Below are 14,299 nucleotides of genomic sequence, written 5' to 3' on the forward strand. Positions count from 1 at the left end.
CCCCACAAACTGCCAGCCTGACCGTATGCGCTTTGGTCCCCTTCCCGGGAAACAGCGAGGGGCGGTAGCGTGTCCAGGAAACGACAAAGAGAGAAAGTCATGGAAAATCCAGCCATTCTGCTGCGACGTCTGAACCCTTACTGTGCCCGTGCGATGGAAGGGGCGGCTTCGCTCTGCCAGACCCGGGCGCATGCAGAAATTTTGCCTGAGCACTGGCTGCTGAAGCTGCTTGAGCAGGGTGAAGGTGACCTGACGGTGCTGGCCCGCCGTTATGAGTGGGATATGGATGCGCTGTGGCAGGACATGCTTGCCTGGCTGGATAATCAGCCCCGCTCAGTTCGTCAGCGTCCACAGCTGTCCGCCAGCATTCAGACCCTCCTGCAGGAAGCCTGGCTACTGGCCTCCCTTGCCGGGGAAGAACAGATCCGCAGTGTCCATCTGCTGATGGCGCTGGTTGCCCAACCAAAACTGGCGCGCTGCGATGGCCTGTGGCCATTGCTGACGCTGGGCCAGAGCCAGCTTGAGCGACTGCGCCCGTTGTTGGATACGCAATCTGACGAGCGCCCGGACATGCAGCTGGAGGAAGAATTAGTCAAAAGCGATGCGGTTGAGTTCGTGGGGTGCCCGGTCGGCGTTTCTGAAAGCAAACAAGGCGAGTTGTCGCCTGCGCTGCAGAACGCGCTGGATAAATTCACGCTCGATGTCACCGCCAAAGCAAAAGAGGGCAAAATCGACCCGGTGTTTGGTCGCGATACTGAAATCCGCCAGATGGTGGATATCCTCTCCCGTCGCCGTAAAAACAACCCGATCCTGGTTGGCGAGCCGGGCGTCGGTAAAACGGCCCTGGTGGAAGGGCTGGCGCTGCGCATTCATGAGGGCAACGTGCCGGAGAGCCTGAAAACGGTGGTGCTGCGTACTCTGGACCTCGGCCTGCTGCAGGCGGGCGCAGGCGTAAAAGGCGAGTTTGAACAGCGCCTGAAAAATGTCATCGATGCCGTGCAGCAGTCGCCGGTGCCGATCCTGCTGTTTATCGATGAAGCCCACACCATTATTGGTGCGGGTAACTCTGCGGGCGGCGCGGATGCCGCCAATCTGCTGAAGCCTGCACTGGCCCGTGGCGAACTGCGCACTATTGCCGCAACGACCTGGTCTGAATACAAACAGTATTTCGAGCGTGATGCGGCCCTGGAGCGTCGTTTCCAGATGGTGAAAGTGGACGAGCCGAACGACGACACCGCCTGCCTGATGCTCAGGGGCCTGAAATCCCGCTATGCCGAACACCATGGCGTACACATTACCGATGATGCCGTCCGCGCTGCCGTCATGCTTTCCCGCCGTTATCTGACGGGCCGCCAGCTGCCGGACAAAGCGGTTGATCTGCTGGATACCGCCAGCGCCCGCGTGCGCATGAGCCTCGACACCGTGCCAGAAGCGCTGACGCAGTACCGCGCGCAGCTCACCGCGCTGGACATCGAAAAGCAGGCGCTGCTGGAAGATATCGCGCTGGGCAACAATCAGCACGGCGAACGTCTGGCGGTGATTGAACAACAGCAGAACGATCTGATCGTCGAACTCGACGAACTGGAAAGCCAGTACGGTCGCGAGCTGAGCCTGACGGAACAACTGCTCGAAGTGCGCCAGGACATCAGCCGTCAGACGGATATCAACCACCTGCAAAACCAGCTCTCCGCGCTGCAGGGCAGCACGCCGCTGCTGTCGCTGGATGTGGACACTCGCACCGTGGCGAACGTGATTGCCGACTGGACCGGCGTACCGCTCTCCTCGCTGATGAAAGACGAGCAGACCGAACTGCTGACCCTGGAAGCTGAAATCGGTAAGCGCGTGGTGGGTCAGGACATGTCCCTGAATGCCATTGCCCAGCGTCTGCGGGCGGCAAAAACCGGTCTGACGTCTGAGAACGGCCCTCAGGGCGTGTTCCTGCTGGTCGGTCCGAGTGGTGTCGGTAAAACCGAGACCGCGCTGGCGCTGGCCGATGTGTTGTATGGTGGTGAAAAGTCACTCATTACCATCAACCTGTCCGAATACCAGGAGCCGCACACCGTTTCCCAGCTGAAAGGCTCCCCTCCGGGCTACGTCGGCTACGGCCAGGGCGGCATTCTGACCGAAGCGGTGCGCAAGCGTCCGTACAGCGTGGTACTGCTCGATGAGGTGGAAAAAGCCCACCGGGACGTGATGAACCTGTTCTATCAGGTGTTCGACCGCGGTTTTATGCGCGACGGCGAAGGGCGTGAAATCGACTTCCGTAACACCGTCATCCTGATGACCTCGAACCTCGGCAGCGACCACCTCATGCAACTGCTGGATGAACAGCCAGACGCCAGCGAAAGCGACCTGCACGAACTGCTGCGCCCGATTTTACGTGACCACTTCCAGCCCGCGCTGCTGGCACGTTTCCAGACGGTGATTTATCGCCCACTGGCAGAATCTGCCATGCGCACCATCGTGGAGATGAAGCTCAGTCAGGTGAGCCAGCGCCTGAAGCGTCACTACGGCCTGACCACGCAGACTGGCGAGAGCCTGTATGACACCCTGACCGCAGCCTGCCTGTTGCCGGATACCGGCGCGCGTAACGTTGACAGTCTTCTCAACCAGCAAATCCTGCCGGTGCTGAGTCAGCAGCTGCTGACCCATATGGCCGCGAAGCAGAAGCCCAAATTACTGACCCTGGAGTGGACCGACGATGAGGGCATTGTGCTGGAGTTTGATACCCCAGCCACTGAACCAGAAGGAACTGACGCATGAGCACGAATCTTAAAATCCGCTTCAGCCACAATCACCATCTGTTGGCGGTAAAAGGCTGCGAGTCCGGGCTGGACGTTCTGGCCTTTGAGGGCCACGAAGCCCTGAGCAAACCGTTCAGCTACCGTATTGAGTTCACCAGTAGCGATCATGCCATCAGCAAGGAAATGATGCTGATGAAAGCCGCTTCCATGACGCTGCAGGCACCGGTGGATCAGGGTTACGGCATTAAGGTGCAACAGGCCGTTCGCGTTATTCAGGGGGTAGTCAGTGGGTTTGAACGCCTCAGTACCTCAAAAGACGAAACGCACTATGCCCTGACGCTGACCCCACGCCTGGCGTTGCTCAGCCGTTCACATCAGAACGCTATCTATCAGGACATGTCGGTTCCGCAGATTGTTGAAAAAATCCTGCGCGAGCGTCACAACATGCGCGGCCAGGATTTTCTGTTCTCACTGACCCAGGACTATCCGCGTCGTGAGCAGGTCATGCAGTACGGCGAGGACGATCTGCGTTTTATCACCCGCCTGCTGGGCGAAGTGGGCATCTGGTTCCGCTTTACCACCGACACGCGCCTCAATATCGATGTGGTGGAATTTTACGACAGCCAGCAGGGCTATGAGAAAGGCCTGACCCTGCCATCGGTGCCGCCGTCAGGCCAGCACTCAAAAGGAGTGGACTCCGTCTGGGGCATGGAATGTCACCACGCAGTGGTGCAAAAGCAGGTCAGCACCCGCGATTACAACTACCGCGCGGCAAACGAGGACATGAACATCCAGGTCGATGTGACCCGGGGGGATACCACCACCTACGGTGATGCCTATCACTATGCCGACAATTACCTGACGCCGGGCAGTAAATACGACCGCCATCCGGCCCCGGAATCCGGGGCGTTCTGTGCCCGTATTCGCCACGAACGCTACCTGAATGGTCAGACACAGCCCCGGGGCATCACCAGCTGCCCGACGCTCTTCCCCGGCCAGGTATTAAAAGTCACTGGCGGCTATGAGGTGGCTGACGTGTTTGCGCATGGCGTGGCCATCACTGCGATGCACACGCACGCCCGTCGTGACGAAGATTTTGGTGTTAATTTTGAGGGTATCCCGGACAGCCCCGATTTTGGCTTCCGCCCGGAGCCCGGTGACCGTCCGGTGATGGCCGGCACACTACCGGCGCGCGTCACCAGTACCAAAGAGAACGATACCTACGGCCATATCGACCGCGATGGCCGCTACCGCGTCAACATGCTGTTCGACCGCGATAACTGGGAGACCGGTTTTGAAAGCCTGTGGGTGCGCCAGTCCCGCCCGTATGCCGGTGACACCTACGGCCTGCACCTGCCGCTGCTGGCAGGCACCGAAGTGGCCATTGGTTTTGAAGATGGCAATCCGGATCGTCCGTACATCTCTGGCGTGCTGCACGATTCAGCGCACGGCGACCACGTCACCATCCAGAACTACAAACGCAACGTCCTGCGCACCCCAAAAAACAACAAACTCCGCCTGGATGACTCGGAAAATCAGGAGCATATCAAGCTCTCAACCGAGTATGGCGGCAAGAGCCAGCTGAACCTTGGCCATCTCGTGGACGCTGAGCGTCAGAAGCGCGGGGAAGGCTTTGAGCTCAGAAGTGACAGTTGGGGCGCGATACGTGCTCAGAAAGGGATGTTCATTACGGCAGACGGTCAGGCGAAGGCGCAGGGCCAGGTGTTGGAAATGCAGCCAGCCGTCAGCAATCTGGGCGATGCCCGGGAGCAGATGACGTCCATCTCAGAGGATGCGCAGAAAGCGACGGCGAACCCGGCTGACCTGCAGGCGCAAATTAAACTGCTGGAGCAGCAACTGACGGAGCTCAAGAAATCGGTGCTGCTGATGAGTGCGCCGGACGGCATCGCACTGGCCAGCGGACAGCATCTTCAGCTCTCAGCCAGTCAGAACCTGATCGCCACTGCCGGCAAGAATGCCGATATCAGCGTGGTGAAGAATCTGTTTGTGGGGGTTGGGAATGCGCTCAGCGTGTTTGTGCGTAAGCTCGGTATTAAGCTCATTGCCAACCAGGGGCCAGTAAAAATTCAGGCACAAAATGACCTGATGGAACTGGTCGCGCGCGGCGAGCTGAACATTACCAGTACTGAGAATGAGATCCACATAACGGCAAATAAGCGTGTAGTAATCAATGGCGGCGGGAGCTACATCAACCTGGATGCCAACGGGATTGAATCCGCCACGCTGGGTGAGTACAGGACCAGGGCCGGGCATTACGGCCGCAAAGATAAAGCCAGCAACACCACACAATTCCCGAGTGTCGCTCCTGAAACCACTGAACCGACCAACACCTTCAGCTTTTCCTGACAAGGAGTCCTAACATGATTATCAGCCCTCCGCTCCTGAAAGCGAAAGACGCGACTGAAACCGATGCGACGTGGATTGAAAGAGTAATGACTGTGGCTGAACGCCGTGGTTATCCCGTCAATGCACATGGTTCATGGCATGGTGGTATCCACATCCGGCACACCGATGGCGGTATCCCTGCAGAACGTGTGCGGGCGATAGCCGATGGCTCTGTTGTGTCTCTTCGTCAAAGTTCGGGTATCGAAAAGCGAGACCAGGCACCACTGAACCTCAATGCAGATAAGCCTGGCGTTAAAGGCAGCGATGACGGTTATGTGCTGCTGAAACACGAAACTGAGATCGGCAGTGGTGATGAGGCGAAAGTGGTCTTTTATTCGCTGTATATGCACCTGAAATCACTTGAATCGACAGTGAAAGCCGGCGAGAAGGTGTACCGGAAAGATCCGCTCGGTACCTCCGGAATGGTTGATGCGGTGAATGCCTTCCATTTCCAGATATTCTGCGACGATGACAATATCAGCAAATTAACGGGCAGGAATACCCGCGAACTTGACGTGTCGAAAGATGGCCGAACCGATGCCGTATACGGGGACATTCATTTTTATCTTCCATCCGGAACTAAATTTTACGACAAAGCCCCGGCACATAACGGCACGTCCACTGACGGGCTGACTGAGCGATGTACCAGCACGGTTCCCCTGTATGCCAGTATGACCCTTGAGAAGGGAAGCTGCACCATGGTGACCCGACAGAAGGATGCTCAAATTGAAGGGAAATACCTCCTGGTGGGAGAACCTTTAGTTGATGCGGATGGAAAGGACTACGAGTACAACCTCTATAAAACCGCCATGGCCAAATACCAGGACAGCCCTAGCGCGGGATTTGAACTGCTTCGTTTTGGGCGGGTCATCAATACCGACCATGAGACTCTGGTGCCAGCAGACGCGCCACTATGGATGACGGTCAATTATCCGGGCGGGCAAGGAGTGGTTAACCTCGCGGATCCGAATATCAAGAAGTTCAGTGACGCAGATTTTCCCCACTGGACTGGCTGGCAACTGGTTGACGATGACGCGGACTCCAATAGCCAGTGTAATTCCGCAGCGATTGCTGCGCTGAATGAAAATGGCGACTATGACAATCAGTGCGGCAGGTTGGTATGTCATTTCCCGTTTGAGTGGGAAATAAGCACCGTAGATACCCGATTCTCGTGGCTAAAGACCGGCAGTGATGAGCATGCGCCGATGTCGGAAGGCGATTATGCGAAGTTTAAGGCTCACGCTGAAGCACTGTGTTTTGACTCAGGAGAATTAAGCTCTGGAAGATTATGGCATTTTGAACCTAAGAATATTATTAATCACTTTAGACATTGCGGATGGTTAAGTTTCGCTGAAATGAAACAAATGGTACCTAGTCATGCTTTACGGCAAGCAGGTAGGAATAGGTTCGCCTGGGAAGCCATTAATACCAATTTAAGAGAGTCTGGCTCCATACTAAGTAGCCAGATATCAAACCTGAATTTCTCTATGAGAAAGCATTGCATTAATACTCCATTCAGGATCGCCTGTTTTCTAGGTAATGCTATTCAAGAAACTGGATGGATAAGTACTCTTCATGAAGGAAATGGCAGTAATCTTTGGTACGCTCCGTGGTACGGACGCGGATTCTTGCAATTAACAAACCCAGAAAACTACTTAAATTATTTTAAATATATTGGTAAAACAGTCCAAGAACCATTGAAGCATAGTTTGGTTGATGCTTATGCATCAATTGCAGCACAACCACCCGCGACTAGATCTAATGCTGCATTGCAAGATCATCACTTTCCTACACTTTCAGCAGAATTTATAGAGCTAAGGAATGACGTAAGTGATTCGCATAGTATGTTAGCTGCCGATAGTGCTGGTTTTTATTGGGTGAAAAATAAGATGGCTAAATATGCTGATGAAGAGCATGTTTTAGAACGAGTTTCCGTTAATTCGAATCATGGAACGAAGTATTACTACCGAAGCCCTAGCTTTTGGAAAGCAAGTGCAGCAGTTAACTTGCCAGGTAGGATAGGATCGCTCTACCATCACTCACTCAATGGTTTTGACTCAAGGTGCTGTGCCTACGGAGTTTCTATTGCTATTTTAACAGAAAATAAATTACCTAATGCATCTGGAAATTTGGTTTTAGACTTTCCAGAAGGATATAAACATAGGAAGTAAACTTTATGAAATTGTTATATGTATCGGTTTTTCTTTGTGTTAGTTCCTACGCTATGGCTACAACTCCTGTTGTTGGACCTGAGGGTACTTCAGTTACCAGGGCGCTGTCTTCGGACTCTAATGCAGATGTTTCTTCATCATCCAGTTTTGATGCATGCAATGTACATTTCACAGATTATAAATATCCAGCATTAACTGATGATGAGTATTATGAGAAAAAAACACCAATATCACAATGGAGTTGTTTATATTCTGGTGAAGCATTTGAAGCTGGATATGATACACAGCAAATTAATAATAAGGGGGTTAATGTTAGTGGCACTGATAATAAAATCATTTACGATTATAAAAATAAAATCTGGAAGTCAGTTTCAGATAAAACGTATGTGAAAAATGGTGAAATCAACCACTTATCTCTTATAAATGTAAAGAGTAAAAATGCATCTGGTTTTATGGCTGTTAATAACATGGCGAAACTCAAGGGCGGAGCCATAGGTAAGAGCGTTTATTTCTGTTTAATACATAACAATAACGCACTATGTGGTTCTGGGGATAGCTCTTTTGATGATAAGGGGGAAGACCTTTCTAAAGATACGTTGAAACTTCTCGAGAGCATTTCATTTGATGATAATTAATTATGGTTAATATTTTAAATCCTTGACGGATGAGAGAATGAATGTCGTATTCCCTTAAGCATCTTCCTGAATGTTATCCACGACCAGCCCCGGTAAAAACATCCCGTTGGTTCGCTGTTCTAGCAGCAATGTTAGTCATTAGTGTAATCCTTATGCGTATATTCGGACGCTACATCGATAACAGGCACTTCTGGTTAATTGCTATTGGCATGCCGATCGTTGCATGGACTGTGAGCTTCATTATTCGTATGTGGGTCTGGTCATTGCAGGACAGTAAAGCGAATGGTTTTGACAGACGCCGGGAACAATGGATTTTATGCGAAACCCGGAGGGCTCGACGCGCACTTCAAGTGCTGAATACGACATTTATAACTGCTTATCCTGAGATGGCGAAGGATGTTGTTGCGGCCGCGATGCTGAATAATCAAAGCATCATCGCCTCCCAGCCTGACTGGAAGGGCGAGAAAAGTAAAAGAGTGAGCCGCATTGTGGTGGGGTCGGAAGATACTCCTGAATCACTTATCTCACGCCTGTTTTTAGAATTGATTACCGGTCTGCCTGTCGATCAGTTCCCCGCACAGGCCTCACTGGTTGTTGTTCTTGATATTTCATCATCACTGTCGCTCACAGCTGTTCGTGATATCTGGCAACAAGAGTGGCAGGAGAGTGGCATAGCGTGCGCTGTTGAGTATCTCGACGGATCTGGTCCTGGCGTTATTGATAGCTGGATGAACAATCGTTTTAAAGAGCCTGCGATGCTGCTTATTGTGTCACTTCAGATTGCGCCAGTGGTTTCAAATAACTCTGCTGAAGCGGCAGTGGCCATTCTCCTCGGCAACCGCCTGACACAGGAGGCTCTCGAACCTGTTGCACTGCTGCATCGCCCGGACCCTGCCCCGCCAGGAAGACTGGAAGATGGGATGCGAATGGCAGCCTATAACGTTCCGGTCAAAGAAAATATCGTTAAACACCTGTGGCTTGCCGGCTTGACGAAAGAGCAACGCGCGGAGGTTGTTGAGAGCCAGAACAAGCATCCTGCTCAGTCCGTTGAAGACGACGCGGTAGCAAACCTTGACGTATCAATGGGTCATGCCGGTGCAGCTGCACCCTGGCTGGCCATCGCTGCAGCCACAGAAATTGCCCGACAAACTCAATTGCCGCAGATGATCATCAGCGGTGACACCACACAGGATGTGCTGTGGAGCACCCTCGTTACCCCGATTGCTTCCCGACAGGAGATGGACGCGTGAGGCTGAAAGCTTTATTACCGAAAACAACGGAAGGCCGCTACCTTGCTGTCGCCGTGTTCTTCTTAGCCCTGCTGGCCGCCATGACATTTATTGTCTGGAAACATCCGGACATGGCAGGTCTTCAGCCTGACAGCGAGCAACAGACTTACTGGTTGATTGCCGGAGGTTGTGTCACGGGATGTGCATTACTTGCTTCACTGTTGCTATTGGTTGCGGTTCGCAGTGCCGGGAAGGCTGAATTTGATAACCTGGTAGATGGCACAAACGGTGATGACGAGAAAAAGAAACGGGAAACTGAGAAGGTTGCTGTTCGTCCGGCTGTAGTGATGAGTAACACCCTTCGCCGCCATTTGCATTCACGCTTTGGCCTTTTCTGGCGCCGTAAGGTCCGCCTGTTACTGGTTACGGGTAACGAAGAAGCCATTGAGCAACTGGTCCCCGGTCTGCAGAAGAATCAGTGGCTGGAAGGGAACCGCACGGTGCTGATTTATGGTGGCAGTCTGACCGCTGAACACGACAAAGAAAAATATTCTGCCCTGCGCAAACTGCGCCGGGGTCGCCCACTGGATGGTATTGTCCGGGTACTACCACAGACGCTGAATCTTACACCACAAATCAGCGACAACGACCTGCGCGGACTAGAAAAAATCAGCGAGTTATTGCGCTATTCGGCCCCCGTATGGATATGGAAGCTCTGTGACAGTGGCTGGTCACAGACAAACCGTACCGAACAGGCCGTGGGGGCGTCGTTCCCCCTGCGTGCCAGGACTGACGATGTCACCCATCAGCTGGAGTCGATGCTCTCGGGGCTACGGGAGCAGGGCGTGAGTCAGATTGCTCAACACCGGCAAAACGACTTTCTGCTGCGTCTTGGCCAGTCTCTGAAGGCTGATGGTATCCGCTGCTGGGCAGAGCAACTGGCTCCCTGGATGTATGCCACTCAGCAACGCATCCCGTTACGTGGCCTGATGTTCAGCCTGCCACAGAGCCAGCTTGCAGAAGACCCTGAGGGAACAACACCGGTGGCAGCCGGTGAAGAGAAATTTATTCCGGCATCACAGCGCCATGCCCTGACGTTACCTGTCACCTGGCAGGGGATTGTGGACGACTGTACCCGGGTACGCGGTCGCCGGGTCGGGATGGCCTGGGAACAGACGCTGGCCTGGTCGCTGATGACCATCATCGGCATCTGGGGGACGGGAACGCTGCTGTCGTTTGCGGTAAACCGCCTGCAGATTGTGTCTGTTGCTGAACAGGCTCATGCCCTGGTGGAGCACCCTTCCGTTTCAGATTACCAGCTGACGGCGCTGCATGGTCTGCGCAATGATGCGGGCCGCCTGAAGCATAACATCAGCGAGGGTTCGCCGTGGTACCAGCGTTTTGGCCTCGACCATAATCAGCCATTACTCAATGCCATGCTGCCGTGGTACGGGGTGGCGAATAACCGTCTTATCCGTGACCCGGCGAACCAGGCCCTGCAGCAGAAGCTCAGTGCGCTCGCAAACTCGGCACCGAACAGTGATCAGCGCGCACAGCTGGCAAAACCGGGGTATGACCAGCTCAAGGCCTGGCTGATGATGTCACGTCCGGATAAGGTTGACGGCGTGTTCTATGCCGAAACGATGAAATCCGTGCAGCCGACGCGAACCGGGATTTCCACCGGATTGTGGCAGAGCCTGTCACCGGATTTGTGGGCCTTCTATCTCTACGAACTGCCGAAACAGCCGCAGTGGAAAATCACTCCGGACGCGCAGCTGGTCAGCCAGAGTCGTCAGGTGCTGCTCCAGCAGATTGGTCGCCGTAACGCCGAAAGCACGCTGTATGAAAACATGCTCAAATCCGTTCGTCGCAATTTTGCGGATGTCACCCTGGAAGATATGACCAGCGGTACCGATGCCCGCCGCCTGTTCACCACCGAAGAAGTGGTGCCGGGGATGTTCACGCGTCAGGCCTGGGAAGGCGGCATTCAGCAGGCAATTGAGAAAGCAGCGACTTCCCGCCGGGATGAAATCGACTGGGTGCTGAGTGACAGCCATAAGACCGTGTCTGCTGACCTGTCGCCGGAAGCCCTGAAAGCCCGTCTGACGCAACGCTATTTCACCGACTTTGCAGGCAGCTGGCTGAGTTTCCTCAACAGCCTGCGGCTTAATCCGGCGAACAATATCGCGGATGTTACCGACCAGCTCACGCTGATGAGTGATGTTCGTCAGTCGCCGCTGATTGCGCTGATGAACACCATCGCCTGGCAGGGGCAGACCGGTCAGAAAAGCGAAGGGCTGTCTGACTCTATCATCAAGTCAGCCAAAGACCTGGTGGGCGGAAGTGAGAAGCCTGCCATTGACCAGACAGCATCCGGTCCACAGGGGCCGATGGATGAAACCTTTGGTCCGCTGCTAACCCTGATGGGCAAAAACACCGGCAGCAACGTGATGTCGGCTGATACATCGCTGAGCCTGCAGACTTACCTGACGCGCATTACCCGTGTTCGCCTGCGCCTGCAGCAGGTCGCCAGCGCTTCCGATCCGCAGGAGATGATGCAGACCCTGGCCCAGACGGTGTTCCAGGGCAAAAGCGTTGACCTGACCGATACCCAGCAATACGGCAGTCTGATTTCTGCAAGCCTCGGTGAAGAATGGAGTGGCTTTGGCAGCACGATGTTTGTGCAGCCGCTGACCCAGGCCTGGGAAACGGTTCTGCAACCGTCTGCGGCGAGCCTCAATGACAAGTGGAGTCGTTCAGTGGTGGCCAACTGGCACACGGCCTTTGATGGCCGCTATCCGTTTGCCGCCAGTAAAAGCGAAGCCTCGCTGCCGATGATCGCCGAATTTTTGCGTAAGGACAGCGGACGTATTGAGCGCTTCCTGACCACGGAGCTCAGTGGTGTGCTGCACAAAGAGGGCAGTCAGTGGGTGCCGGATAAAGTGAACAGCCAGGGACTGACGTTCAACCCGGCGTTCCTGCGTGCTATTAACCAGCTGAGCCAGCTGTCAGACATCCTGTTTACCGACGGCAGCCAGGGCATCAGCTTCGAACTGCAAGCCCGACCTGTACCGCAGGTGGTGGAAACCCAGCTGACCATTGACGGGCAACAGCTGCACTACTTCAACCAGATGACCGACTGGCAGACCTTCCGCTGGCCAGGCGAGACCTATAAACCGGGCACCATGCTGACCTGGACCTCAACCAGCGCCGGTGCGCGGCTGTTCGGGGATTACAGCGGGACCTGGGGCTTCATCCGCTGGCTGGAGCAGGGTAAACGTCAGCAACTTGACCGCAGCCAGTGGATGATGAGTTTCACCGCTTCGGATGGTCGCACACTGCAGTGGGTGCTGCGTTCCCAGCTGGGTAAAGGCCCGCTGGCATTGCTTGATCTCCGGGGATTCACCTTACCGGACCAGATTTTCAGTGTGGACAGCGCCGCTACGGCGCAGGCTCTGATGAGTTCAGGAAACAGTGACATGGACGGAGTGGAATAACGCAATGAGCGCACTGCAAAACCTTGTGACGGCCTGTCAGGCTGATGAAACCCAACTGAAGCAACAGGCACAGGCGCGAACGGAAAGCTGGCATCACTGGACAACACCGGTCAGCGACAGTCACCCGACCGGTGAAGATCCCGGATACGACGATGATTTCCAGCGTATCCGTGAAGAGGTCAATAAACTCTCCGGCATCGATACCGCGCTGATTTGTCAGCTGGCGGAAAAGCTGCTCACCACCACCGCCCAGGACATTCGCGTTGCCACCTATTACTGCTGGGCGCGCCTGCATCAGGAGGGTGAGGCCGGGCTCGCCGAAGGACTGGAGCTGCTGGCCAGGATGCTGCAGCACTTTGGCACGCAGCTGCACCCGCAGCGCGACCGCAGCCGTAAAGCCGCCCTGGAATGGCTGGCAGGCTCCCGCGTGCTCGACAGCCTGTCGCTGTATCCGGAAGTCGTGGGTGATGACGCACAGCGTACTGTCGGCGCACTGTTGCTTATCCAGGAATGCCTGGAGTCAGAGCCGGAAGCCTCCCGGCCAGAGCTGAATGCGCTTTACAGCGCACTGGGATCCCGTCTGATGAAAGCGGGCGGCGTGGATGCGGTAGTACCGCAGAACGCCAGCAGCACGCCAGCATCCGTACCTGACACGACGGGGAGCACGGCCCCCGTGCTGACCCGCATCACGTCCGGGCAGGATCTGCTGACACAGGCCCGTACGCTGACGGGCTACCTGCGTGAACAGCCTGATGGCTGGCTTGCCGCACACCGGCTGATGAAAAGCCTGCGTCATGACACGCTGAGGGCGATCCCGGCTCCGGACGCGGAAGGGAAAACGCGCATCGAACCGCCGCGCGCTGACCAACGGGCCATGCTCAAGCGCCTGTATCTGCAGAAAAGCTGGTCGGAAATGCTGGAACAGGCAGACAGTGCCTTTTCCCGTGGCGCCAACCATCTCTGGCTGGATCTGCAATGGTATACCCATCAGGCGCTGCTGAAATCCGGGCAGAGCGTCCTCGCAGAGATTATCGTGGCCGACCTGAAAGGGCTGCTTCGCCGCCTCACCGGACTGGAAACGCTGGCCTTTAACGACGGGACGCCGTTTGCCGATGAGGTCACGCTGAACTGGATAAGCGAAAGCGTGCTGGACGATATGCCGGGCTGGAAAGATGAGCCCGTCACCGCCGTCAGTGCCATAGACAACGATATTCTGGCTCTGGAGCCGGAAGCGCTGGCGAAAGCGGACAGTGAAGGCCTTGATGCCACACTGCAGTGGCTTCAGACCCGCCCGGGTACAGACAGCACCCGTGATAAATGGCTGCTGCGCCTGCTGATGGCCCGCGTGGCCGAGCAGAAGGGGAAGAATGAACTGGCCCTGCATCTGCTGGGTGAACTCGATGGGGCTGCACAGTCCATCACCCTGGCACAGTGGACGCCAGAGCTGCTGTTTGAGGTCAAATCCCGCCGCCTCCGGCTGCTGCGTATGAAAGCCACCCGCAGTGAAACCGACAAATCGCGCTTCCAGCCAGAGATGGAACGGCTTCTGGCGGGTCTTATCGCGCTCGACCCGGCAAGCAGCGCGGTACTGTGCGGATAATCAGGACTGAATTTATC

7 protein-coding genes are annotated in these 14,299 nt (G+C 55.1%); all 7 read left to right on the top strand.

Translation table 11 applies throughout. The features are described 5' to 3' along the window. Positions 1-99: 99 nt before the first annotated feature. From tssH to tssA, 7 genes are read left to right on the top strand one after another with little or no spacing between them, the layout of a single operon-like run. Positions 100-2,763, top strand: coding sequence for a type VI secretion system ATPase TssH (gene tssH, locus ACF3VQ_RS03615; RefSeq protein WP_392433435.1), 2,664 nt, complete (start codon positions 100-102; stop codon positions 2,761-2,763). Further along, the gene (locus tag ACF3VQ_RS03620; protein WP_392433436.1) at positions 2,760-5,111 is read left to right on the top strand and encodes a type VI secretion system Vgr family protein; all 2,352 of its coding nucleotides are present in this window, start codon (positions 2,760-2,762) and stop codon (positions 5,109-5,111) included. Before tssH ends, ACF3VQ_RS03620 begins: the two co-directional genes overlap by 4 nt. A 14-nt stretch (positions 5,112-5,125) precedes the next feature. Beyond that, entirely contained in the window at positions 5,126-7,321 is a 2,196-nt protein-coding gene (locus ACF3VQ_RS03625) for a M23 family peptidase (RefSeq protein WP_392433437.1), read from the top strand. Positions 7,322-7,326: 5 nt separating this feature from the next. Continuing rightward, entirely contained in the window at positions 7,327-7,956 is a 630-nt protein-coding gene (locus tag ACF3VQ_RS03630; RefSeq protein ID WP_392433438.1) for a hypothetical protein, read from the top strand. Positions 7,957-7,997: 41 nt separating this feature from the next. Next, positions 7,998-9,206, top strand: coding sequence for a hypothetical protein (locus ACF3VQ_RS03635; RefSeq protein ID WP_392433439.1), 1,209 nt, complete (start codon positions 7,998-8,000; stop codon positions 9,204-9,206). Positions 9,207-9,208: 2 nt separating this feature from the next. Next, positions 9,209-12,682, top strand: a complete 3,474-nt coding sequence (locus ACF3VQ_RS03640) for an ImcF-related family protein (RefSeq protein ID WP_392435434.1) — start codon at positions 9,209-9,211, stop codon at positions 12,680-12,682. 4 nt (positions 12,683-12,686) lie between these two features. After that, on the top strand, positions 12,687-14,282 hold the full coding sequence (tssA, locus tag ACF3VQ_RS03645; RefSeq protein WP_392433440.1) for a type VI secretion system protein TssA: 1,596 nt from the start codon (positions 12,687-12,689) through the stop codon (positions 14,280-14,282). The last annotated feature ends 17 nt before the right edge of the window (positions 14,283-14,299 follow it).

The organism is Yersinia fenwicki (assembly GCF_043099325.1).
Taxonomy (GTDB): domain Bacteria; phylum Pseudomonadota; class Gammaproteobacteria; order Enterobacterales; family Enterobacteriaceae; genus Yersinia.

What these genes read in the sequence shown, in the direction of transcription:
- ACF3VQ_RS03635 (WP_392433439.1), top strand. Translation starts at nt 7,998, where the DNA reads ATGTCGTATTCCCTTAAGCATCTTCCTGAATGTTATCCACGACCAGCC.
- tssA (WP_392433440.1), top strand. Translation starts at nt 12,687, where the DNA reads ATGAGCGCACTGCAAAACCTTGTGACGGCCTGTCAGGCTGATGAAACC.
- ACF3VQ_RS03630 (WP_392433438.1), top strand. Translation starts at nt 7,327, where the DNA reads ATGAAATTGTTATATGTATCGGTTTTTCTTTGTGTTAGTTCCTACGCT.
- tssH (WP_392433435.1), top strand. Translation starts at nt 100, where the DNA reads ATGGAAAATCCAGCCATTCTGCTGCGACGTCTGAACCCTTACTGTGCC.
- ACF3VQ_RS03620 (WP_392433436.1), top strand. Translation starts at nt 2,760, where the DNA reads ATGAGCACGAATCTTAAAATCCGCTTCAGCCACAATCACCATCTGTTG.
- ACF3VQ_RS03625 (WP_392433437.1), top strand. Translation starts at nt 5,126, where the DNA reads ATGATTATCAGCCCTCCGCTCCTGAAAGCGAAAGACGCGACTGAAACC.